This is a genomic window from Solibacillus sp. R5-41, from assembly GCF_002736105.1.
In the GTDB taxonomy this organism is placed as follows: domain Bacteria; phylum Bacillota; class Bacilli; order Bacillales_A; family Planococcaceae; genus Solibacillus.
On record NZ_CP024123.1, the window covers coordinates 1,318,516 to 1,343,549 of the forward strand.

Here is a 25,034-nt window from a genome sequence, read left to right on the forward strand (position 1 = left end):
TGATGCGTAATTGCGTCCTAATTTGAATTGTGTATAAGTCTGCAGCTTGCAGGCCTATACATAATTAACTCCCATCAAGATCTGTTACAACCACTGGACGCTTTATTTTCTTGCGGTTCATATTTGAATCGGAATGGAAAGAAAATAAATAATATTCTAAAAACGAGTTTAATAGTTGCATGTTATAATAGATTTTTGTTACTATTAAAATATTCTAATACATAGGTAAGGCATGGAGGAGTCAGTCAACACTGGCACCTCCATGCCTTTTTGTATTAAAGAGAGGGGATATATATGTTTATTTTTCAAATTGTTATCGTACTTTTAGCAACGAAAATTGCCGGGCACTTTAGTGTTCGATTAGGACAACCATCTGTTCTAGGGAAAATATTAATTGGTATTTTAATCGGTCCTGCAATGTTAGGTTGGGTTACTGACAATGAAATTATGAAAACATTTAGTGAAATTGGTGTTATTTTGTTAATGTTTTTAGCAGGTTTAGAAACAGATTTAGAAGAATTAAATGCCAATATGAAAGGTGCGGTATATGTTGCATTAGGCGGTATTCTTTTACCGATCTTAATGAGTTATCCGCTCGCTTTATCATTTGGTCTTTCACAAGGACAAGCTATTTTCATAGGTTTAACGCTAGCTGCTACTTCCGTTAGTATTTCGGTTCAAACATTGAACGAAATTGGTTGGCTAAAAAGTAAAGAAGGTTCTGTATTATTAGGTGCGGCCGTTCTAGATGACATTATTGTTGTCGTTTTACTAGCCGTTGCCATGAGCTTCTTGCTTGGAGATGATGTATCCATTCCAGTATTAATTGGAGGGAAAGTATTCTTCTTTATTCTATTATTTGTTGTTGCAAGATGGGTTATTCCGCCATACTTAAAGGCATTCTCACGATTAAAAATAACAGAAGCTGTGCTGAGCGCTGGATTAATCGCTTGTTTTGCTATGGCCTATATTGGTGAGCACTACTTTGGTATTGCTGCGATTATTGGTGCTTTCTTCGTGGGAATTGCGATTGGACGTACAGAGTTTAAAGAAGCAATTGAACATAAAGTGGAGCCACTTGCAGGTGGATTATTCGTTCCATTCTTCTTCGTAAGTATTGGATTGTCTGTTACTTTTGATGGAATTACAGAAAATATTTGGTTTTTAGTAGTTTTCTCAATTGTTGCGATCTTATCTAAATTAATTGGTTCTGGTCTTGGTGCAAAAATGGCTGGATTCAATTGGAAATCATCTGCAGGAATTGGATCGGGAATGGTTTCACGTGGTGAAGTAGCATTAATTCTTGCTGCGATGGGATTATCGAGCGGTTTATTACCAGCGGAAGATTATACGCCAATGGTTATTGTTATTATTCTAACAACAATTGTTACACCACCAATGTTAAAAGGTGTCTTCGGTGATCGTCGTCACCAAAAATAAAAATTGAATCAGTTGGATGATTTCTACGTTTCCACAATTAATCATTGTAAAAAGGATTGAATTATTGTATTCTATTAATTAGGTGCCAAAACCTCAGTGAAGTATTTGACTTCACAACAAAAGCGTCCATCCAACAGCACGGATTTGCTGGGAAGCTTTTGCATTGTGCAGGGAGATGAGCCCCTGCACACCCTACATAACTAGTAATCCTAGCGTCGCATATTATTTGCGTCGCTAGGATTTTTTTGTAAAAAAATCTCAACGTAAAAATCTGTTCATACAGTACATGACCTCTGTTTACACGTTTCAGTGAGGTGACGAAGTTGTCAATTAATGGAGTGGGAATGTCTATTAACTGCATCCTTTGTCTTTTATCACCGAGTAAGTCGTTGTAAGGGAAGAATCTATTTAAGAAACCGCTGCCTCCCACGGCAAGCGGCGCCATAAATCCAGTAAGTTTCAGAGTTACAAACGTGTTTAAAGGTTGGCCTTGCACAAAGTACAAAGCTGTGTGACTTATGTGCTTAGCCAGCCCAAAAAGCGCACACTTTTTAGAATCCATAATAGAATGCTTATATCATATAGAAGGAATGCCAAACTTCATTGAATATTGTCATGTAACTACATTAAAAAAGAGTAATAAAAAATAACCTTTTCCTTTATTCGTATTTGCATGACTACTTATACGGAACTGTGATAAAATTTTGTTATTATTATTTGAACTGTGAGTTGAACCCTTATGAAAGAAAGTCAAAAATATGCGATTGTTGATATCGAAACGACAGGGCATTCTCCTATGAATGGCGATCGAATGATTCAATTTGCGCTTGTCATCATGGAAGATTGGCAGGTGACAAAAAAGTTTTCCACTTTTATTCATCCAGGAAAGTCTATTCCGCTCTTTATTCAAGATTTAACGAATATTACGGATAAAGATGTAGCAAATGCTCAACCTTTCGAAATGCATGCACATAAAATTTATGAATTATTACAAGACACGATATTTGTTGCGCATAATACCGATTTTGACTTGTCCTTTTTACAAGCAGAATTTAAACGCGCAGGACTACCTAAATGGTATGGCAAAAAAATAGACACAGTCGAATTAGCGAAAATTTTATTTCCAATGTCATTTAGCTATAAGTTAGGGGATTTAGCCGGTGATTTAAATATTCCACTTGAAAGCGCGCATCGAGCGGATGATGATGCACTCGCAACTGCCTATTTATTGAAGCGCTGCTGGGAAGAGTTATTAACTTTACCGCAAAATACGCTTGAACAGTTGCATAAGCGTTCGTTTCGTTTGAAGACGAATTTATCCCAATTGTTTTTTGACGCACTTTATGTCAAGCGAATGAAAGCTACGGATAGCAATGACCATGTTTATTACAAAAAGCTTGCGATTCGTAAAATGGCACCGACACCCAAAGTTCAAGAAGGTAATATTCCATATCCGTTTACGGTTGCAGAAAAGATGGCATACTTACGTAAAGGTATGCCGCAATCAGAAGAACGTCCACAGCAATTTCAAATGATGGACAGTATTTGGCATCATTTAAATGCCAAATCAGAGCATGTCATTGAAGCTTCGACAGGAATTGGGAAAACGATGGGCTATTTATTACCGTCGATATTTTATGCGTTGCAAACAGGAAAAAAGGTTGGTATTAGTACCTATACATCGCATTTACTAGACCAGCTCCTGCAAAATGAAATTCCGATTTTAGAACAAATTTTAGGTCAGCCCGTTAAAATCTCTTTATTAAAAGGTATGAATCATTATATTGATGTAGAAAAGTTTGAACAAATGTTAAAAGCATCCGATGAATCGTATGATGAAACATTTACACTGCTCCAAACGTTAATATGGCTAACGAAGACAGAAACGGGTGATTTCAGTGAACTGAATGTTTCGGGTGGTGGTCAACTATTAATCGATAAAATTCGAAAAACCGAATTGCCGAAAACAACGATGCCGCTGTATGATTTTTACGCGCGCGCCATTCAAAATAGTCGACATGCACAAATTATCGTGACGAATCATGCGATGCTGTTAGCGGATTTAGTGAGACATGAGCAAATTTTCAATGAAATTGGTGGCTGGGTTATTGATGAAGCACATCAATTTGTTCAAGCAGCCATTAGTCAAGATGAAAAGATTTTTACGTATATGAATTGGAAATACTTATTTGGCCAAATTGGTAATGTTGAAGATGAGCAGCTTTTCTATCGGATTAAGCGGGCCTCTATAAAAAAACAGTTGATTCATCAATCGACTTTACAGCAAGTTGAAAAACGTTTTAACCAAATGGTCGCTGCATTTGATGAGGCAATCCAAGTATTCATCCGACATGTCCAACATTCAAAAATTACAAATAAAAAAGAGCTCAAGCTTACGGTGTTTTTAGCTGAATTACACCTACCAGTGGACGTATTTTCAAATGTAACGATGGCGGTGCAGCGATGGATAGATGAAGCGCAGCAAGTAGAAATACTGTTCCGTTCAGGAGTGGAAGAACTAGCGCCAGAGCACCACTATTTAATTGACCAATGGAATTATTGGATTCGTGAATTTAAATTAAAAATATCTGAATGGGATGAAGTTTTCCTTAAGGAAGAAAATAGCTACTCTTGCTGGTTAGAAATAGATCGTAGAAGTGTCCCAGGAAGTATTCAAATATTTAAAAAACCGATAGATGTTACCCAAACAATTACGAAATTATTTACCCCTATCCGTGAAAAGTGTGCGGTTATTTGGACTTCTGGAACGCTAGCAGTGCCAAATAACGAGCGATTTATTACGAACCAGTTGGGAATCGATTCGCAAGTAACGATTGAAAAGCTTCAGGCGCCAGCGAGCTATTATGCAGGGGCAAAAGCATATATTGTCACGGATATGCCAGATATTCAAACGGTTTCGCAAAATGATTATATCGAAGAAGTGGCCAATGCTGTAACGAATGTGGTACGTATGACACAAGGAAGATGTTTTGTGTTATTCACTTCACAAGACATGCTTCGTAAAACAGTTGAGCTGATTCAAGAAAGTGAGCTGTTAAATGACTATATGCTGTTTGCGCAAGGGGTTACTGCGGGCAGTCGTATGCGGTTACTAAAATCTTTCCAAAAATTTAATCATTCTGTACTCTTTGGTACAAATAGCTTTTGGGAAGGTGTCGACGTACCTGGTGATGGATTATCATCGGTCATTGTCGTTCGGCTGCCATTTTCTTCACCGGATGAGCCAACGTTTAAGGCGCGTGCACAATTTATACAACAGCAAGGACGAAATTCGTTTACGGAATTATCCTTACCTGAAGCGATTTTGCGTTTTAAGCAAGGATTCGGTAGATTAATTCGTTCTAGCCAAGATCGAGGCGTATTTATTATTTTGGATCGCCGAATTGATGCGAAATCATATGGTTCGGAGTTTATCGAGGCATTACCGCCCATTTCCGTACAAAAACTGCCACTTGATACTATGGTACAACAGCTTGGAAGTTGGTATAATAAATAACGATGAGGAAGGAAAGCAGGTCGACAAATATGAAACAAAATTTAAAAAGTAGCTCAGCATTTGATGCATGTCATGTATATACTATATGTAAACAGGTGACGGCATGAAAAACTGGTTAATATTTGGTGTAGTCTTTATTTTATCTTTGTCACTTGTCATTTCAGTATTAGTACTCTGGAAAGCGAATGCACCGTTTAATGATATAGAACAAAAAGCTGAGGAGCTGGCGCTTGATACGAAGGCGCTGGCAGTCATTTCGGAGTCCTATGTTTATAACGGAAATAAGCCGTACATTACTGTATTCGGGGTAGATGAATATGGTAAAGAGAAAGCAATTTTCGTCCCGATGAGTTTAGAAGAAAATTCAATGCAGGAAGTTTTTTTGCAGGACGGCATTACAGAACAAGAGGCATTAACCGTCTTTACTAAGGAAACATCTGTACAAAAGGTGCTTCATACAAAGTTAGGTTTTGAGGAGCCAGGTGCCGTATGGGAAATAACCTATATGAGTGAATCTGGCAGTTTAAACTATGTGTATCTCTTGTTTGAAGACGGGCAATGGTGGAAACGCATATTGAATTTGTAGAGGAGAAATGGACATGAAACAATTGTTAGCAAACCGTGTAAAAACTTTAACACCATCTACAACTTTGGCTATTACAGCTAAAGCAAAAGAGCTAAAAGCACAAGGTATTGACGTTATTGGCTTAGGAGCAGGTGAACCTGATTTCAATACGCCGGAAAACATTTTAAATGCGGCAAAAAAGTCAATGGACGAGGGTTTAACAAAGTATACGCCAGCTGGGGGCTTACCTGCGTTAAAGCAAGCGATTATCGATAAACTATCTCGCGATAATGGACTTACATACAAAGCAAATGAAATATTAGTTGGTGTTGGAGCGAAACACGTACTGTACACATTGTTCCAAGTAATTTTAAATGAGGGCGATGAAGTCATCATTCCAATACCGTACTGGGTTTCTTATCCAGAACAAGTGAAGCTAGCTGGCGGCGTACCTGTTTATGTTGAAGGTACTGCTGAGCAAGACTATAAAATTACAGCTCAACAATTAAGTGATGCGATTACACCTAAAACAAAAGCCGTTATTATTAACTCTCCTTCTAATCCATCAGGGATGATTTATTCAAAAGAAGAGTTAGCTGAGCTGGCAAAAGTTGCAGAGCAAAAAGATATTTTAATCGTTTCAGATGAAATTTATGAAAAGCTTGTTTACAATGGAGTAGAGCATTTTTCGATTGCACAACTTTCAGAGCAAATTAAAGCACGCACTATTGTAATCAATGGTGTAGCTAAATCACATTCGATGACAGGGTGGCGTATTGGTTACGCGGCCGGTGATTCAGTGATAATTAATGCGATGACAGATTTAGCATCTCATTCAACTTCGAATGCAACAACGACGGCACAATATGCGGCGATTGAAGCCTATAATGGTCCACAGATAGCTGTTGAAGAAATGCGTCAGGCGTTTGAATCACGTTTAGAAGCGATTTTCCCTAAAGTAGCTGCGATTCCTGGTGTAAAAGTATTATTACCACAAGGCGCATTTTATTTATTACCAGATGTATCGGAAGCGGCTACAAAAACAGGCTATGCGTCAGTCGATGATTTTGCGAGCGCATTATTAACAGAAGCTAATGTTGCAGTGATTCCAGGCTCAGGTTTTGGCGCACCAGCAACAATTCGCATATCGTATGCAACATCTTTAGAATTAATAGAAGAGGCAGTTCGTCGTATTGATACATTTGTAAAAGCAAAATGGCAAGATTAACTTGATTCATCAGAAGTTCTCCACTTAAATAAGTGAAGGATGAATGATATGTGTTTAATACAGAGGGGGTACTAACCCCCTTGCTGAATAAGGGAACAAAGGCTAACACCGTCACATCCTGTGACATGCCTTTGTGACCAACATCGTATTGGCCCAATGCCCCGGCGGATAGCACAGATTTTTTAGGGTAGTTTTTCGAGCTTGCTCGAAAAAATCTGGACAAGAGTTAGCCGAGGCTTAATTGATTAGAATGATACTGTAAGTTTTGGAGGACTGTATGAAAAAAATTATGATTAAAGATATGCCAAATCATATCGGTGAAACAATTAAACTAGGTGCTTGGTTAGCAAATAAGCGTTCAAGCGGTAAATTAGCGTTCTTACAATTACGTGATGGCTCAGGCTTTGCACAAGGTGTTGTAGTGAAAGAAGAAGTTGGCGAAGAACTTTTTGCAGTAGCAAAAGGAATGACGCAAGAAACTTCGATGTATATCATTGGTGAGGTTAAAGCGGATGAGCGTTCTTCTTTCGGTGCAGAATTAAATGTAACGGGCATCGAAGTGATTCATGCTGCAACAGACTTCCCAATCACACCAAAAGAGCACGGTACAGAGTTCTTAATGGACAATCGTCACTTATGGTTACGTTCTCGTAAGCAACATGCGGTAATGAAAGTGCGTAATGAAATTATTCGTGCAACTTATGAATTCTTTAATGACAATGGATTCACAAAAATGGATCCACCGATTTTAACAGGTTCGTCACCTGAAGGAACATCTGAATTATTCCATACGAAATATTTCGATGAAGATGCGTACCTTTCTCAATCAGGTCAGCTTTATATGGAAGCAGCTGCAATGGCTTTAGGAAAAGTATTTTCATTCGGTCCGACATTCCGCGCTGAAAAATCAAAAACACGTCGTCACTTAATCGAGTTCTGGATGATTGAGCCGGAGATGGCATTTGTAGAATTTGAAGAGAATTTAGAAGTTCAAGAGCAATACGTTGCACATATCGTTCAATCGGTATTAAAAAACTGTAAGCTAGAATTAGAACGTCTTGGTCGTGACACATCAAAATTAGAAAACATTCAAGCACCATTCCCACGTATTTCTTATGATGATGCGATTAAATTCTTACATGAGCAAGGTTTTGACGATATTCAGTGGGGTGATGATTTCGGCGCACCACATGAAACAGCTATTGCCAATGCATACGATAAACCTGTATTCATTACGTGCTATCCAACTGGTATTAAGCCATTCTACATGCAACCGCATCCAGAGCGCGATGATGTAGTATTATGTGCAGACTTAATTGCACCAGAAGGATACGGAGAAATTATCGGTGGTTCTGAACGTATTCACGATTATGATTTATTAAAAGCACGAATTGATGAACACGGCTTATCACTGGATGCCTATGCTTGGTATTTAGAGCTACGTAAGCAAGGTTCTGTACCTCATTCTGGCTTTGGTCTAGGCTTAGAGCGTACAGTTGCATGGATTTCAGGCGCGGAGCATATTCGCGAATCGATTCCATTCCCACGTTTATTAAACCGTTTATACCCATAAATAATTTTATCATGGCGTCATGGCGTCCTGATAATGATAAATAAGATTCCGCAAAGCGTCCGGGTAAAACCGGGCGCTTTCTATTACGATAAAGGAAGGAGGATTCCGTATGAAGAATGATTTTAATCGAATCCGCATTTGGACACAGCAACGAAACATTACGGTGCCCAATCTTTTCTTCCAACATTATAAAGAGTTGAATATTCAAGATGACGAAGCACTGATTGTCATGCATTTAGTGAGCTTTGAGCAGGAGGGAATTGATTTTCCTACGCCTAATGATTTAATGATGCGCACTCATTTTCAAGTTTCAAAAATCTCTCAAATATTGCAACGTTTAATGCAAAAAGGTATGTTAGAAATTTCTCAATCCACCGATGATACAGGAAAAATAGCAGAAAAATATTCATTATTTCCTTTATGGGAAAGGCTATTAGAAAATTTAGAGGCGCAACAACAAAAAGTAGTTGAAACTGCAAACAAAGTGGATGAAGCTACGATTTTTACACTATTTGAACAAGAGTTTGGTCGATTATTATCACCGATTGAACTCGAAACGATTAGTATGTGGATTGATATTGACAAGCATTCACCAGACATCATTAAAGCGGCGTTAAAGGAAGCAGTTTTAGCGAGTAAAGTTAATTTGCGCTATATTGATCGCATTTTAATGGAGTGGAAAAAGAAAAATATTACGACACTTCAGCAAGTTGAAAAGCATAGTGAGCAATACCGAAAACATACGACAACTTCGAACACATACCAAACTGAACAACAACAACCTTCGAAAAAAGTGTCGTTTTACAATTGGTTAGAGGAAAGGGAATAGGAGGTAACTCGAATGTTAACAAAAACTCAATGGCTCCATTTTCTAGATGAGATGGACAAAATGTATCCAGATGCACATTGTGAGCTTGTGCATGACAATCCATTCGAGCTGACAATTGCTACTCTTTTATCTGCTCAATGTACGGATGTGCTCGTTAATAAAGTAACGAAAAATCTGTTTAAAAAATATAAAACACCCCAGGATTATTTAAATGTTTCTTTAGAAGAATTGCAAAATGATATTCGCTCAATAGGTTTGTACCGAAATAAGGCAAAAAACATTCAATTATTAAGTGCGATGCTTATCAATGAATATAATTGGGAAGTTCCTGCAACGAGGGAAGAGCTTGTGACATTACCCGGAGTAGGTCGAAAAACAGCGAACGTAGTACTATCTGTGGCGTTTAATGTACCTGCGATGGCTGTTGATACGCATGTAGAACGAGTAACAAAGCGTTTAGGGCTATGCCGTTGGAAAGACAATGTACTCGAAGTAGAAGAAACGATTATGAAGAAAACGCCGATAGATCGTTGGAGTCGTGCACATCATCAAATCATCTTCTTTGGGCGCTATCATTGCAAGGCACAAAATCCTGGCTGTGGTACATGTCCATTACTAACGGATTGTCGAGAAGGACAAAAGCGTTTGAAAAAAGGTTTGGTGAAAGTATGATTGCCGTAAATAAAGCAAAGATTTCCAAAGAGGCAGTGAATGAGTGGTATGAAAGCTGGGAGCAATTGCAACAAAAGATTCATATCGCTCATGATGCGCGCGATTCTTCTGTTCAACAATTAATGCAGCGCGCTATCGAACAATTCGAGCATTTTATCGTAACGAGTTCCGAATCGAGTACAGCGTTTTCTGAAACAGCACCATATGAAATGATGCCGATTAATGGCATGGAGCGCCTTAGCTTTGTGAAAATGCGCCCTGGCCAATATGCAGCATACCGCCAATTAGATGAACTGTATAAAGAAACGAAAAAACGATGTGCTAGACTACGATTATAACGAAAAAGACCCTCTACTCATACGAAATTGTATGTGCGGATGGTCTTTTTTTATGAATTTTATAAGAAAAGACATTGCGCACACATAGAATATTAGCGTGCGCAATGTCTTAATAAGCAGTAGAGATGAACTTAATCGCCGTCTACAACCGGTTCTTCTTCTGCTCCTGGCTCTAGCGAAGTAGGAGGGGTTGGCGGTATTGGATTGGTCCCAGTACCTGGCTCCTCGGTGTTGTTATTATTCCCGTTCCCGTTCCCGTTCCCATTTCCATTTCCATTTCCGTTTCCATTCCCATTCCCGTTCCCATTATTACCATTGCCTTCATCTGGATTTGGCTCCTCTGGGTTTGTCGGAAGGTTTGAATCTTCGTCATCAATACCTGGGATTTCAGGTACATCTGGCTCCTCAAGTGATGTATCTTGCTTGATGTCAATCGAAACCGATGCAGGATCACTGCGAGTGTCACCGGATATTGCAACGACTGAGAATTTATACGTTTTCCCTGGTTGAATATTTGGTATTTGAATAGCTAGTGAATTCGAGACGGAAACGACTGTTGGCGCCTCTCCATCTGCTTGCATCGTCACTTCAAACGTTACAGGTGAACCATCCTCTTGTGTAAGCGAAGGGTGTGCCCACGTTAAATCGACTAACTGTGCAGTTTCATTGTATAGTGCTTTCAGTTTTGTCGGAGCATCCACTTTCTCTTGTACGAACTTTTCAGATACTTCTTTTGGTTCCGTTCCTTTTACAAATAACTCAGTTCTGCGGTGAGATTCTGGTGTATATTCACTCGCCAGTTTTAGCGGATTTGATCCAACTTCAATCGTTGCAGAAACAACTGAGCTTGGCTGCTTAAACGAAGATGATGGGTTGTAGCTATCTAAATCTGTCATAATCGTTTTGAATAAAGTTTGTGGCATCCAGCGTTCATCCCATGTCGTAATGGCATCTTTACGCAGTGTATGGCCACCCCAAATGGCAATCGAATAATTCGTTGTATAGCCTGCAAACCAAGTGTCTGGTACTGAATCTTTCTTTAAATTGTATTTACTAAATTCATCAGACGAATAGTTTGTTGTCCCTGTTTTACCCGCAATGTCTACTCCTGAAACCATTGCTCTTCTTGCTGAGGCGTTTCGTTTAGTACTGACAACGTCACGTAAAACGTCCGTCACCATATACGCTGTATAGTCGCTCATCGCAATCGTTGGTTTCGGTTCATAGGATTTCGATGATTTGCCATCACGGAAAACAATTTTTGATACTGCATGGGCATCATTATATGTTCCGTTATTTCCGAAAGCCGCATAAGAAGCAGCCATTTGAATTGGTGAAATCGAAACGTGACCACCACCAATGGCATCAGATTCCACAAGTTGTTTGTCCGTTTGAATACCTACATTCGCTAAAAACTGTTTTGAACGATCGGCGCCGACTTCACGGAATGTCTTTACAGCGGGAATGTTACGAGAAGTATAAAGTGCTTCACGTATCGTCATTGGACCACCATATTTACTATCCCAGTTTGTAATAACTTGTTTCGATCCTGTATACGTAATTTTTTCATCAACCGTTGTTGTCCCTGTAGACCATTTTAAATATTCAAAAGCAGGACCATAATCAGCTAATGGTTTTATTGTCGAACCAGGTGAACGCGTTGTTAGGTCGTAAGCGTGGTTATAGTTTAGTCCAGTATAATTACGGCCACCACCAACCGCGCGTAATGCCCCTGTTTTCGTATCAACGACTGCGACACCCGCTTGAATATTTTCATTTGGGAAGTTACTGTCATCGTTCATCGTATTTTCAACAATTTTTTGTGCCTCTGGATCTAATGTTGTATACACTTTAATACCTTCTGAAAGTAAATCCGTATCCCCATTTTTCTCTAACTCTGATAAAACGACGTCTAAAAATGCAGGATATTTCGTTGTTGTGTTCGCAATACGTTTTTCTTCAGGTAATAAGCCAGCTGTTACGTTGGCAGTTTTCGCTAAATCAGCATCAGCTTGCGAAATTTTATCATGCTGAACCATTAATGAAAGGACGATATTACGTCGTTTTTCTGCACGTTCTGGATTTTTATACGGGTTATAATTATTTGGACTTTGCGGCATACCTGCAAGTAAAGCAGCTTCATCCAATGTTAATTCATCTAATTCTTTGCCGTAAAATTCTTTAGCGGCTGTACCGAAACCGTAAATACGACCAGACATGAGTATTTTATTGAAGTACATTTCAAAAATTTCTTCTTTTGAATATTTGCGCTCTAATTGAATCGCAAGCCAAGCTTCTTGTGCTTTACGCTTTAATTTTTTCTCGTTCTCAAAAAATGAATTTTTTACAACTTGTTGTGTAATCGTACTTGCGCCTTGTGCCCCGAAGCCATCTCGGACATTGGCAATGACTGCACTACCAAGTCGCCAAATATCGATTCCGGGATGTTCAAAAAATCGTGAATCTTCTGTCGCGATAATGGCATCTCGCATTTGAACTGGAATATCTTCATATTTTACATAGTTACGTTTTTCAGCACCAATTGTGGCAAAAAGCTCTCCATTAACATCATAAAATTCAGATGAAATTGGGTCTTTTAATAATTCTTCATCTAATTCTGGCGCGCTACTTACATAATAGGCGAACAGCCCAGCTCCACCTAATAATCCGATGACTCCTAGTAAAACGACGCTTAAGAAGATTCGTTTTACCCATGTACCGAGGGATGATTTCGGTTGTGTTTTTTTCTTTTGTGATTGACGCTCGCGTTTAATATCTTCGCGAGTTCGCTTTTTTTCTGACACGTTATTTCTCCTCACTTTCACAAACATTTTTGTCTGCGATGAACTTTTTTACAGCTTGTAAATAATCAATGCGCGGCATGTAACCTTCCTTAATTTCGATTGCTTGCTGCTCAAAAATGGCTAAAGGAATCGACTTTCTACTCCCATTTTGCATCATTGTCCAAAACTGCTCGATCACTTGAAAGGGCAGCACAAAATTGCGCCCAAGTTTTGAAAAACGAATGATGAAAAATGCAATTCCATTTTGGCATTCCACGGATTTCATATGCTCGATTTGATGTGCATGAATATTTTGAAGAGGAAAGGAAGTTTTATTTTCAGTTTCCTTCGCTTCAAAGTCGATATAATAACCATTCCATACGCCATTATAATCCGTTGTCGAAGGGGTACGGAAATACGCTTCACGAATAACCGCTGCACTTCTTGCCGGATAATCTACTTTGACGATTTGTATGGGAACAGGTTTCTTATGAATATTTGCCAATTTTTGCTGTAAATAAAACAAATTCGTTTCATTTAAATCATCTTCAAGACTTTTCCCGCGGTTACTATACGAAATTTCGCGTTTTTTCTTCAGAACAATTGGGCTTGATTCCGAAGCTTTTTCAGGTGAGGCACTATATAGTTTTCCATTAGGATAACGTATGACCATGAAATCACCTTCTTTCTAATCATTTCCACACGTTATTAGTTTATCATAAAGCTGTGGAATGAATATAAATTCTGAATGTTTATTGGGTTCAGAAAATCGACATATTTTAAGAACTTTTAGCGACCTTTGACTAGTTTTGCGAGTGACAAGGACTTGCCGAATTTATCACGAAATTTACAAACAAAGGAGGCGTTTGCCCATGTCAAGAATTGCATCCATTATTCAAAGTATTGATTTCGCAAAGCAACTGTTAACAATCCAAGTACAATTAGAAGAGGCGCGCGTTACGAACGAATTCTATTCCCAATTGATCGCAGGTTACCAAAAAGTAAGCTTAGCAGAAAAGCAAATGCAAGTAAAGAATACTTGTTCGCATATGAGTAGTACAATGGAGTAGAATTTGATAAACTATAATGTAACTAAGCAAACTACTCGAGGTGCTACGAATGCAATTACGAACAATTACACAACAATTACAAAAAGAATGTCAGGACGCGCTCGACCGATTCTATGAGATGCGTCGCTTAAATAAGGAACCTGATTTTTATAACGAAGTAAAGCCACACGCGGATGCGATACATGCAGCAATTAAAAATTGGCAGCAACTTTCGCATTCGTGGATTAAGCAACAACAACCAAAAAATTTATATACACAACAAATTGACCATGCAGCAGATGCAATGGAGCAATTTGTTGTGCAGTCTTTTTATAAAGGAACGAGTAAAAAGCGTTTTATTCAATCGATTCAGTCTGTGCAATATACGTTGTCGATTTTGGTCAAAAAATTAGAAGAGGGTGATGCGGATGTTGAGTAAAAAACGTTCCATTACCGAGCTTTTGCAAGAGTGGCAATACGATGAAGAACTAAAGCAAAACATCGTAGGCTGGCATACGCTCGATGAAAAAAAGGCTGACTACGCTCCATTCCCACAACAAATGCATGCGTCAATCAAAAAAGCATTAAATGCAAGAGGGATTGCGCAACTGTATACGCATCAGCGAGAAGCGTTTGATTTGGCGCAGCAAGGAAAGAGCTTTACAGCGATAACACCGACCGCCTCCGGCAAATCATATTGCTATCATTTGCCGGTTTTGCAGAAAATTTTAGAAGATAAATCAAGTCGGGCCATTTATTTATTTCCGACAAAGGCATTAGCGCAGGATCAGAAGTCCGATTTACATGAATTAATCGAACAAATGGATGAGGAAATTTTAAGTTATACGTATGATGGGGATACCTCGCCAGGCATTCGTCAAAAGATTCGTAAGGCTGGTCACATAGTCATGACGAATCCCGATATGTTGCATTCAGGAATTTTACCCCACCATACAAAATGGGTCTCGCTTTTTGAGAATTTAAAATACATCGTCATTGATGAACTGCATACATATAAAGGTGTTTTTGGTTCGCATGTTGCACATGTCTTAAGAAGATTACAAAGAATTTGCGCATTTTATGGAAGCAATCCGACGATTATTTGTACAAGTGCGACCATCAGCAATCCGAAAGAATTGGCACAATCTTTAACGAATACGAAACACGAGCTTATTTCAAAGTCGGGTGCACCAGTCGGCAAGAAAACGTTTGTTTTTTATAATCCACCTATAATCCACCCTACATTTGGTGTAAGGCGGAGCGCTGTGTTAGAAGTGCGGGATATATCAAAACGCTTATTTGAAGCAGGCATACAGACGATTATTTTTGCCAAATCACGTGTACGAGTAGAAATGCTCGTTTCGTATTTAAAATCGTTGACCGCTAAAAAAATAGCAGATGAGTCGATTCAAGGGTATCGTGGTGGTTATTTACCAAGTGAGCGAAGGCTGATTGAGAAAGGCTTGCGTGAAGGCGCTATCCAAATGGTAATCAGTACAAACGCCTTAGAATTAGGTGTTGATATTGGTCAATTACAAGCTTGTATAATGACAGGTTACCCGGGAAATATTGCAAGCGCCTGGCAGCAAGCAGGTCGAGCAGGGAGACGTCAAGATGAGGCGTTAATTATTTATGTTGCCCAATCGACCGCGCTGGATCAATATATTATTCAGCACCCGAGCTATTTATTAGGAAGCTCCCCTGAAGAAGTGCGCATTAACCCAGAGAACATGCTTATTTTAATGGACCATTTAAAGTGTGCCGCATTCGAACTCCCGTTTTCGAAGACAGATAGCTATGGGGAATTTGAAATCCAAGAGTTATTACAATTTTTAGAGTCGGAAGGTGTGCTTGTCAAAACGAGCACCCAGTGGCATTGGATGAGTGACCGTTTTCCTGCCCATGACATTTCGTTGCGTTCAGCAGCTCAGGAAAATGTTGTCATTATTGATATTTCAACTCCCGCAAACACGAAAGTAATTGGTGAAATGGACACATATAGTGCGATGACGCTGCTCCATGAAGAAGCGATTTATTTACATCAAGGAATTCAATTCCAAGTGGAAAAATTAGATTGGGAAGAGAAAAAAGCTTTTGTCCGTGAGGTGGATGTGGATTATTTTACCGACGCCAACTTAGCAGTGGAACTAAAGGTGTTGAGCGAGGACAAAATCGCGCATTATGAAAGTGCTTCCGTGAGCTATGGGGACGTAAGCATTTTAGCTATCCCTACGATTTTTAAGAAAATAAAGCTACATGAAAAAAACGAGAATATTGGATCGGGCCCAATTAACTTACCACCGATGGAAATGCACACAAATGCTACATGGTTAAGCTTTGAAGTAATCGAAGGTTGGAATGATGAAAGGTTGGCTGAAGCGCTAGAAGGTGTTGCACAAGCACTTGGAAGCTTTATCCCATTATTCATTCATTGTGATCGTTCGGATGTTACAGTAGTTCCACAGGTTAAAGCTACGCACAATGAGAAGCCAACGCTATTTATTTATGACAGCTATCCGGGTGGTATCGGGTTAAGTGAAAAGGTTTATGATATTATTTTAAGCCTTGTGGAAAGGACGCTAAAACATGTTCAATTATGTCCTTGTTCAAGTGGTTGTCCTGCATGTGTTGGTCCACAAAACAGTTTAACAGACAGTCCAAAAAAGGATGCGGTTAAACTATTGCATAACTTAGCGAGTGAATTAAATAATTAAATGTAAAAGAGGTTGGACGCTATTGATGCATTCAACCTCTTAATTTTTCTTCTTTTATTAGCTTGTAAATCATTTTTCGGTTTACCCCGGTCTTTTTCCTCAAGTTTTCTTCCCGAAGCGTCAGGAGAATCCTTCAGAGCATTAAAATAGAGTTTATATATTCAGTTTTGATTTCTGGTCTTAATTTATTTGGAAGTAGATGCTTAAATGGTCCAAACCATTCCTGGCATCTAATTAATGTCGAAGAATAACTTTTCAAAACTTGTAGAACTAGTTGCAAGGAAATTCTATGATCTAACACTGATCAGAAGTGAAGATTGAAGTGCTAAGCAATTGAAAGAAAATGCGTAGTAAAGAGATGGAGATTTTGAAATTGATTCTACTGATTTTGTGTTAAGGCTTCGGAAATTTTTGTTTACCGTTGTATGCACTGGGATTAAAACAGAAGCCTGTTTTGAGGAAAGAAGAATTTTGTAAGGCTAAAATAGCATTATCCTATTATTTAATTTGGTGTGATAGTCACTTAAAAGAAGAGCCATATATATTAATCTTCTTCTATTCGGATAGCTTGAATAAATTGACAGTCAACGATAATTGTTGAACCAGGTTCTGTTGTTGGATCATTAAAGAATGCGCAACAATTGTTTCGGTTAAAGGAAATAAAAACTATATCTTCTATAATCTGACCTCCAAGTAAGAATGGTTAAGAAAAATGATTTTGTCTATAGAGATTTTCGTATTGAGGTACTATTAAGGCTAATTGATTGCTAAATACTTTGTCAAAAATGTTCAGTAATCAGAAAAAATTGGAGAGCACAATTTGTGCTCTCCAATTACTAACGACGATGTTCTACAAGGTCAATTGCACCCAACACGATGTGCGCTAAACCGAATCCGAATACAGTGTGTGCAATCATGTTATTAGAATTGCTTTTTTGCTTTAGTGCAATTCCAGCCACAGTAACAGCAGAACCTAGAATAGTTGGGATTAAACCTTCACGAATGTTGTTCATAAAAAATCCCTCCGTCGTAGTTATTTGGTGTTATCACACCATTAATACTATTTGCTAATAAACATGATGCTATACTTTCGAAACTTTTTGAGTAACAGGCTTCAAAAAGAGCATCGAATTAGATGCTCTAATATTAGAATTCTTAGTCTTCATCGGGTTCAAGAAGAAGGGTAAACGTGCGGTTAGATAGGTTTACTTTAAATGCTGCATCATGCCTAGTTTTTTGAACTTCGAATGATTCTTCCTCTGTTGTAAGGGTTAATGTATGGTCATCATCCCAGTCGTGAATAGAAAATTTATTTGGAACGAACAGTAATCGTAAAAAATGTGAAATTATTTAAAAAAAATTTGTATAAATATGGAGTATTTTCCTCAATTCGCTTATAATCAACCGCGGGTATAAATTAGTATCATTAGACAAGCGTATCTAGATAAGGAGCGAGAGAATAGCAGTTACGATATAATAGCCCCACTGTAAGTTAAGAAAGAAAAAAGCGAGTTTGCATGAGTTTTTAGAAAGCTAGAACCTGTTTATCATAAGATATTGAGTATTTTATTTTTTGATTCTTTAGTGTTTATTGTTGAAAAGCTATTTAATTAAATAAATAGCCAATCATCGTAACAAGGGGTTGACGAATGGGGAAGGAAGCACTCAAGACTCTAAGAGACAGTTGTTTTACTTATATTTTCACTTGGTAATGGTGCTTCTAATGCGGCTAACATGATTACCAATATGCAACCGCTACTTTTGGTGATGAACCAAATAAAATGAAATAATAAGGAAAGTGGTAAGGATATGAATAGCTTAAAAACAAAAATGGTAGCGGTGTTTTCTGTGTTAATTTTACTAATGGGGGGGGCTATTGGTTTTCTTGTTATTCAGTCCTCTTCTAAATTAGTCATTCAATCCATAAGTAAGCAAGCGACTAAAATAGGAGAATATACACTTAGTCAAGTGGATGTAGAAAAATATAGTGTTATTTTACAAGACAAAAAAGAAAACGATTATTTTAAACAATTACAAGACAATTTTGAGGAAATAAGCGTAGCAAATGGTTTGAATTATCTTTATACAATGAGCAGAGAGAAAACAGACAGTGGTTATGAATATTTTTATGTTATTACAGGGGATGCGGTTGCTTTAGGTGATATTGAAGTAAACGGTGCAGAGTATGACAAGATGGTGCAAACTTTTGAGACAGGACAAACAAGTGAACCTGAAATATCCTCTGACGATTTCGGGAATTTACTTTCAATATACATACCAATTAAGGATAAATCCGGGGAAGTTATTAGTGTATTAGGCGTGGATTACAATGCAACAGATATTTTCAATTTAGAGAAAAAGAATGGGTTGAAAATGGTTCTACTTACAGGTATTTTTCTGATTATTAGTATAATTATTATTTTTATTTTTTCTAAAATAGTCACTAAACCTTTAGAAAGCTTAACGAAGCAAGCAAAGAAAATTTCTGAAGGAGACTTAAATTTCCATGTAAAAACGGAAGGCAAGGATGAAATAAGTGAATTGTCACGTTCATTTGAAAAAATGGTTGTCGACCTAAGAGAAATTATTGCAGATATTAATTCAACAACAGTTACAATGAATGATACGACACAAGAGCTCAGCGAATTTGTAAAAACAACTGAAGAAGCATCGGGTAATATTACACAATCAATGGAAGAAACAGCTATAGGAATAGAAAAGCAATCCGGAGAAGTGAATAATATTTTAGAAATGATGTCAAATATGATGACTTTTCTACATGAAGGAGTTGCCCAAGTAAAGAGAACTGTTGAAAATGCCAAAATTTCAACAGATACAGCAGAAAAGGGCAAGGCATCAATGCGTGAAGCCACAGTTCAACTTCATGAGTTAATTAAAACTGTAGAATCTGCAACTGAAACGGTTCAAAGTTTAGCCAAGCGTTCCGATGAGGTAGGAGAAATTATTAATGTAATTTCTGACATAGCAAATCAAACAAATTTACTTGCTTTAAATGCAGCAATTGAAGCGGCAAGAGCAGGGGAAAATGGAAAAGGATTTGCCGTTGTGGCAGATGAAGTTCGAAAACTGGCTGAGCAATCTCAATCAGCTGCCAATAAAATAATTGATTTAATTGAATCTATCCAAAAAGAGACGAATGAAACAGTGGTTAAGATGGAACAAAACTTGAAGGCTGTTCAAAAGCAAGAGCAATTGATTGACCAAGGAGACGAAGCCTTAAATGTGATTGTTAACATGGTAGGGCAAACGGAAAAGGATACGAATCAGATTGAAGATGTCTTTAATGATCTTCAAAAAGATTCTCAAAAAGTTTTGGAAGCTTTAGAAACAATCTCAGCTGTCATTGAAGAAAATACAGCGGTTACGGAGGAAGTGGCTACAGCTTCAAGAAATCAATCAACCGTAATTAGCCGCATTGTCGAAAATGTGCATAAAGTTGAAGGGATATCTAAAGTTCTTAAAAATAAAGTAGATAAGTTTAAATTATAACGGACATACACTTTGGCCTTGGCTATGATTCGAATGTTTGGGAAATGTAAGTGAGAAATAATCAAATAGATCAAACTTATCGTCGTGGTAGTAGGTTTCTGACTTTAGTGAGAAATGAAAAGTTTTGATTTGGGAATGATAAGTGGGCATGCGAGTAAATTAATATTTTACCCATAGATACATTCTTGGGTAGTATAGGGAGAGTACTGTTCAATTAGAGCAGTGCTTTTTTCCTTTTAGGTAAATAGATTGAAATGTTGTGTTTACTCCTAAAAACCATATTAGACATGGTATTTAAAATAAACTGTAAACATGTTAAACGATAATAAAGTATAAAGTAAAAAATTGTAAATTAGATAGGCGTATATTAAATATGTAACCCAAATACGCCTATACACGTATAAAGTATGGAATCCGTGCTCCTTGTGTTTACTTTGTTTACTGTTCAAATTATTGTTATTATAAAGGGGAGAATATCTAGAATTAAGATGAATAGAGATGTACCTTTATTTTGTGTATGGAAACATGAAGTGCAATAAAACCAATGTACACAAATGCAACGTGGATGAGTTTTGCACTGGAGAGCTTTATTCCATTATATATTTATTGCGACCGCTCAGACGTCTCGGTTGTACCCACAAGTAAAAGCTATTCATAATGAAAAGCCTAATATTTATGATAGCTATCCAGGTGGAATCGGATTAAGTGAACGGGTCTATGATATATTAATATAATTACTAGAATGAAAGATCCAACACGTCGAAGCCTGCCCACTTCAAGCGGGCTTCCCTTCATGTATTAGCGCACAGGGCAGCTTATTTATATAGTAAAGAGCAGGTGCTTATAGTTTTAAGGCTTTTACTAAACGAAATGATGTGATGACATGTCTTATGAAAATAAAATTTTACAAATGAAAAAATTGCTCGGTAAAAAATCCAACCAAGCTGTGGAAAATCCCGCATTTGTGAAACCTGCACAACCAAGTTACTTAGAACAGTGGCAGCAAGCAGGTCTAGAAGTTGTGGAGAATGATTTTGGTGTCCTGTTAAAAAAGGAAGTGCGTTTTGCCTTCAATTATATGCACGGGAATTATGAACTAGGTGAATTGTTTGCTGTTATGGAACGGTGGGCGATGCAGCAAGAGGATCATCCATATGCACTTAGCTTTGATGAAACACTTGTCTTTTTTGATACGGAAACGACTGGCTTAAAAGGGGCAGGTACCCATATTTTTTTGCTTGGTTTTTTAGAGGTACAAGAAGATGAATTTGTGCTGACGCAATATGTGCTAGCCGATCCGTCTAATGAAGCGGCATTTCTATTTGAATCAAAGCTTTGGCAAAAAAATGGTACGATGATTACGTACAATGGAAAAAGCTTTGATTGGCCGCAATTAGAAGTGCGGTGGACATTAAATAAGCACCATATCCCGAAATTAAAGACGCAGCGCCAAGTAGATTTACTCCATAGTACGAAGCGTTTATGGAAAGATGAATTGCAGCAGATGAAACTTACACAAGTGGAGCAAGACAAGCTTGGATTTCATCGTCAGGGCGATATACCCGGTCATTTAGCGCCAATCATTTATTTTGATGCCGTTAAAAGTGGCAATGCAACGACATTAATGAAAGTTTTAAAGCATAATGAATGGGATTTATTATCGCTCATTACGTTATATATTCATTCGACCAAATTACTCTTAGATGAAGTTGGGCAAGAATCTGCGACAACGTATACGAACATTGGGAAATGGTTTGGGGATTTAAAGCAAAAGAAAACCGGTGCAGAAATTTTAACAGCAGTGACAGAGCAATTTTCAAAAGAAGACGCTGGATTAGCCCATTATTATTTAGCATTTGAATTAAAACGGAATGGAGATTATGCGCTAGCGGTGAACGCATTTCAAACATCCTTACCAGCATTGCCATTGAAAAAACAGGTGCAAGCGTACGAACAGTTAGCCATGCTTCACGAGCATCAACTAAAGGATTACAAGCGAGCGCATGCATATACGGAAGCTGGAATGGCAGTAGTAAAAAAGATTATCTACGCAAAGCAAAGCCAACAGCAACGCCAACTTCAAAATTGGGATAAACGATTAAGTCGTTTAGAAATAAAGATGTATTTCCCAGGCAACCGCACAATTTGACATTTTTTTTGCAAGATAGGTGACATAATAGGTACGAACAGTCTTTCCTATGCTATAATAGTGTCAAAGAAGTTGTGTGACGGAAGGACGATTATTATGGATATTAAATTTACATCTGACTATATTCTAGAAAAAGAATTTAAAAAAAGCATGAAGGGCTATAATGTTGAAGAGGTTGATCAATTTTTAGATTTAATTCGTGAAGATTACGATACTTTTTCAAAGAAAGTGGCGGCATTAGAAGAGGAAAATGCGCGCCTTCAACAAGAACTTAATAGCACGAGCAAAAGACCCGCTCCAACACCAAGTACAAATAGTACAAATTTCGATATATTAAAACGACTTTCAAATTTAGAAAAACATGTTTTTGGGAGCAAACTATACGAATAGTTCGACTTTTAAAGGAACGATTGTGTTTTCAAATTGATTCACGTATACTAATGATACATCAATACTCGAGTAATCGCTGCGGCCCATCGAGGTCGTAGAGGAAAGTCCATGCTCACACGGCTCTGTGATGACCGTAGTGTTCGTGCTACCTGAAAAAATAAGGGTAGGCAAGTGTAAAGCTTGACGGCGGAAGGAACTCCTAAGTCATTTTGATATGGACGAAACTTCCTGAAAGTGCCACAGTGACGGAGCTTATAATGAAAGTTATAAGGTGGAACGAGGTAAACCCCATGAGTGAGAAACCCAAATTATGGTAGGGGCACTCTCCTGAAGGAAACGAACGGATGGAGGGACGGTAATAATACCGTAGATAGATGATTACTACCTGGTCGTACGAGGCGATAGCTGTTTGAGTACTCAGGAACAAAACATGGCTTACTGATTATTGATGCTTTTTTGAACACATAAAAAGGCTCTCCATTACATTGTGGAGAGCCTTTCTTATAGGGAATTAAGGTGAAAAACTTGAGCGAAACATTTACAAACTTAGCAACCGTCCAAGAGCAATTATTAACCCAATATCCTGATAACTTGGTTGTTAAAATATTCGAAAACATTGCAGAAGGCGTTATGATAACGGACAAAAATAAACGCATAGTTAAAGTGAATGCAGCATTTGAATTCGTGACAGGTTATAAAAAAGAAGAAGTAACCGGCAAGAGCCCGGGTATTTTACATTCCGGTATTCATCAATTACCGTTTTATTTGAAGATGTGGGAAGAAATAGATAAAATCGGCATGTGGCAAGGGGAAATTTGGAATCGTCGAAAAACAGGGGATGTTTATCCTGAATGGTTGACGATTACAGCTATAAAAAATGACTTTGGTGAAATTACCAATTATTGTGGGATTTTTACGGATTTATCGGAACGAAAAATTGTTGAAGATGAATTAGAAAAGAGAACATTACTTGATACTTTGACAGACGTATGTAATCGGTTTTCCTATTTGGAGCGTATGAATGCGTTACTTGAATCGTCAGCAGAAATGACACAACCGGTACAACATGCGGTTTTTTTATTGAATTTAGATCGTTTTAAGCAAATAAATGATACGCTTGGGCATACGATAGGTGATCAATTACTCGTAGAAGTATCGCAACGGATTAAAGGATTAATCAAAAATAAAGATATTTTAGCACGCTATAGTGGTGATGAATTCGTTGTTACGTTAACGAATATTGTTCATCCACGAGAGGCTGCAAAATTTGCAGAGCAAGTCATACGTGTGATTGAACAGCCATTTAAAGCAGCCAACCAAGAAATTTTCATTTCAACGAGTATGGGCATTAGCATTTATCCTGAAGATAGTATGAAAACAGAAGAATTATTAAATCGTGCGGATAAAGCGCTGACATATTCAAAAGATAATGGTCGCAACTGTTTTTCGTTTTATTTTGATGAATTAAATACAGATTCAAAACGTGTTTTATTGCTGGATAGTGAATTGCGCAAGGCGATAGAAAATCGTGAATTTACGTTAGCTTATCAGCCAAAAATTTGTGTGAAAACAAAAAAAATTGTTGGGGTTGAGGCATTAGTTCGATGGACAAATGACAAACTAGGCTTTGTATCACCCGTAGAATTTATTGAATATGCAGAAGAAACAGGGTTAATTATTCCTCTGAGTGAAATTATTTTTGACTTAGCGTGTCAAGGAAATATGAAGCTGTTAAATGCAGGTTATTCAAAAATTCCAATTGCCATTAATGTATCAAGTATTCATTTCCACCAACAAAACTTTGTAGAATCTATTCAAACTATTTTAGAAAAAAATAATACTTCTGCACTCAATTTTGAAATAGAAGTAACGGAGCGTACCGTAATGAACAGTGCTTCTGAAACGGTGAACAAATTGGTCAAACTAAAGCTACTTGGATTTAAGTTATCAATGGATGACTTCGGTACAGGCTACTCCTCATTGAGTTATTTAGTGAAGTTCCCATTAGATGTATTAAAAATTGATCGTAGTTTTATACAACAAATTTGTATACTAGCAGATAAGCAAGCCATTGTGGATGCTATTATACAAATGGCACACCGATTAAATATGCAAGTTGTTGCAGAAGGCGTTGAAAATAAGCAGCAAGCAGCTCTGTTAAAAGAACTGGGTTGTGATTTTATTCAAGGTTATTATTATAGTAAACCATTACCGATGGATGAATTAATTGAATTTATACAATTTTGGGAAATCGACCATCAAGAAAGGGTATAACAA

18 protein-coding genes, 1 other RNA gene and 1 pseudogene are annotated in these 25,034 nt (G+C 37.7%); 17 read left to right on the top strand and 3 right to left on the bottom strand.

What is annotated here, in order from left to right; translation table 11 throughout:
• Window positions 1-294 precede the first annotated feature (294 nt).
• The 8 genes from CSE16_RS06175 to CSE16_RS06215 all read left to right on the top strand — a co-directional run bounded on the left by CSE16_RS06175 (window position 295) and on the right by CSE16_RS06215 (window position 10,162).
• On the top strand, window positions 295-1,440 hold the full coding sequence (locus CSE16_RS06175) for a cation:proton antiporter (protein WP_099423094.1): 1,146 nt from the start codon (window positions 295-297) through the stop codon (window positions 1,438-1,440).
• Between the two features lie 739 nt (window positions 1,441-2,179).
• The gene (gene dinG, locus CSE16_RS06185) at window positions 2,180-4,957 is read left to right on the top strand and encodes an ATP-dependent DNA helicase DinG (protein ID WP_099423096.1); all 2,778 of its coding nucleotides are present in this window, start codon (window positions 2,180-2,182) and stop codon (window positions 4,955-4,957) included.
• Between the two features lie 103 nt (window positions 4,958-5,060).
• Window positions 5,061-5,543, top strand: coding sequence for a cell wall elongation regulator TseB-like domain-containing protein (locus tag CSE16_RS06190; protein WP_099423097.1), 483 nt, complete (start codon window positions 5,061-5,063; stop codon window positions 5,541-5,543).
• Between the two features lie 13 nt (window positions 5,544-5,556).
• Complete coding sequence (locus CSE16_RS06195) at window positions 5,557-6,750, top strand: pyridoxal phosphate-dependent aminotransferase (protein ID WP_099423098.1); 1,194 nt, start codon at window positions 5,557-5,559, stop codon at window positions 6,748-6,750.
• A gap of 277 nt (window positions 6,751-7,027) precedes the next feature.
• On the top strand, window positions 7,028-8,323 hold the full coding sequence (gene asnS, locus CSE16_RS06200; protein ID WP_099423099.1) for an asparagine--tRNA ligase: 1,296 nt from the start codon (window positions 7,028-7,030) through the stop codon (window positions 8,321-8,323).
• 109 nt (window positions 8,324-8,432) lie between these two features.
• The gene (locus CSE16_RS06205) at window positions 8,433-9,152 is read left to right on the top strand and encodes a DnaD domain-containing protein (RefSeq protein ID WP_099423100.1); all 720 of its coding nucleotides are present in this window, start codon (window positions 8,433-8,435) and stop codon (window positions 9,150-9,152) included.
• A gap of 12 nt (window positions 9,153-9,164) precedes the next feature.
• A complete protein-coding gene (nth, locus tag CSE16_RS06210) occupies window positions 9,165-9,824 on the top strand; it encodes an endonuclease III (RefSeq protein WP_099423101.1) in 660 nt (219 codons plus the stop codon).
• Entirely contained in the window at window positions 9,821-10,162 is a 342-nt protein-coding gene (locus CSE16_RS06215) for a YpoC family protein (RefSeq protein WP_099423102.1), read from the top strand. Before nth ends, CSE16_RS06215 begins: the two co-directional genes overlap by 4 nt.
• A gap of 131 nt (window positions 10,163-10,293) precedes the next feature.
• Here the strand turns inward: CSE16_RS06215 and CSE16_RS06220 are convergent, their stop codons facing one another.
• Window positions 10,294-12,966: a penicillin-binding protein 1A gene (locus CSE16_RS06220; RefSeq protein ID WP_099423103.1), complete on the bottom strand. Its 2,673-nt coding sequence runs from the start codon at window positions 12,964-12,966 to the stop codon at window positions 10,294-10,296.
• 1 nt (window position 12,967) lies between these two features.
• Window positions 12,968-13,618 (bottom strand): Holliday junction resolvase RecU, encoded by a 651-nt coding sequence (gene recU, locus CSE16_RS06225; protein ID WP_099423104.1) that lies wholly within the window; start codon window positions 13,616-13,618, stop codon window positions 12,968-12,970.
• 199 nt (window positions 13,619-13,817) lie between these two features.
• Between recU and CSE16_RS06230 the strand changes: the two genes are divergently transcribed.
• From CSE16_RS06230 to CSE16_RS06240, 3 genes are read left to right on the top strand one after another with little or no spacing between them, the layout of a single operon-like run.
• Window positions 13,818-14,015, top strand: a complete 198-nt coding sequence (locus tag CSE16_RS06230; protein WP_099423105.1) for a molecular chaperone — start codon at window positions 13,818-13,820, stop codon at window positions 14,013-14,015.
• A 49-nt stretch (window positions 14,016-14,064) separates the two neighbouring features.
• Complete coding sequence (locus tag CSE16_RS06235) at window positions 14,065-14,433, top strand: YppE family protein (RefSeq protein WP_099423106.1); 369 nt, start codon at window positions 14,065-14,067, stop codon at window positions 14,431-14,433.
• Entirely contained in the window at window positions 14,423-16,708 is a 2,286-nt protein-coding gene (locus CSE16_RS06240; protein WP_099423107.1) for a DEAD/DEAH box helicase, read from the top strand. The genes CSE16_RS06235 and CSE16_RS06240 overlap by 11 nt, the downstream gene beginning before the upstream one ends.
• A gap of 836 nt (window positions 16,709-17,544) precedes the next feature.
• On the opposite strand, the gene CSE16_RS06250 is transcribed toward CSE16_RS06240, so the two are convergent.
• A complete protein-coding gene (locus CSE16_RS06250) occupies window positions 17,545-17,721 on the bottom strand; it encodes an asparagine synthase (RefSeq protein WP_099423108.1) in 177 nt (58 codons plus the stop codon).
• 835 nt (window positions 17,722-18,556) lie between these two features.
• On the opposite strand from CSE16_RS06250, the gene CSE16_RS06255 reads away from it, so the two are divergent.
• The 6 genes and pseudogenes from CSE16_RS06255 (at window position 18,557) to CSE16_RS06280 (ending at window position 25,031) form a co-directional block, all read left to right on the top strand.
• Complete coding sequence (locus tag CSE16_RS06255; protein WP_172954358.1) at window positions 18,557-20,218, top strand: methyl-accepting chemotaxis protein; 1,662 nt, start codon at window positions 18,557-18,559, stop codon at window positions 20,216-20,218.
• A 544-nt stretch (window positions 20,219-20,762) separates the two neighbouring features.
• Window positions 20,763-21,097 (top strand): annotated as a pseudogene (locus tag CSE16_RS21750) (Zn-binding domain-containing protein); the annotation flags it as partial.
• 4 nt (window positions 21,098-21,101) lie between these two features.
• Window positions 21,102-22,367 carry a ribonuclease H-like domain-containing protein gene (locus tag CSE16_RS06265; RefSeq protein ID WP_099423110.1) on the top strand — a complete coding sequence of 422 codons (1,266 nt, stop codon included), beginning with the start codon at window positions 21,102-21,104 and terminating at the stop codon, window positions 22,365-22,367.
• Between the two features lie 96 nt (window positions 22,368-22,463).
• Window positions 22,464-22,757, top strand: coding sequence for a cell division regulator GpsB (gene gpsB / locus CSE16_RS06270; RefSeq protein ID WP_099423111.1), 294 nt, complete (start codon window positions 22,464-22,466; stop codon window positions 22,755-22,757).
• 61 nt (window positions 22,758-22,818) lie between these two features.
• Window positions 22,819-23,200, top strand: an RNA gene (rnpB, locus tag CSE16_RS06275) — RNase P RNA component class B.
• Between the two features lie 73 nt (window positions 23,201-23,273).
• A complete protein-coding gene (locus CSE16_RS06280) occupies window positions 23,274-25,031 on the top strand; it encodes a sensor domain-containing protein (RefSeq protein ID WP_253896184.1) in 1,758 nt (585 codons plus the stop codon).
• The last annotated feature ends 3 nt before the right edge of the window (window positions 25,032-25,034 follow it).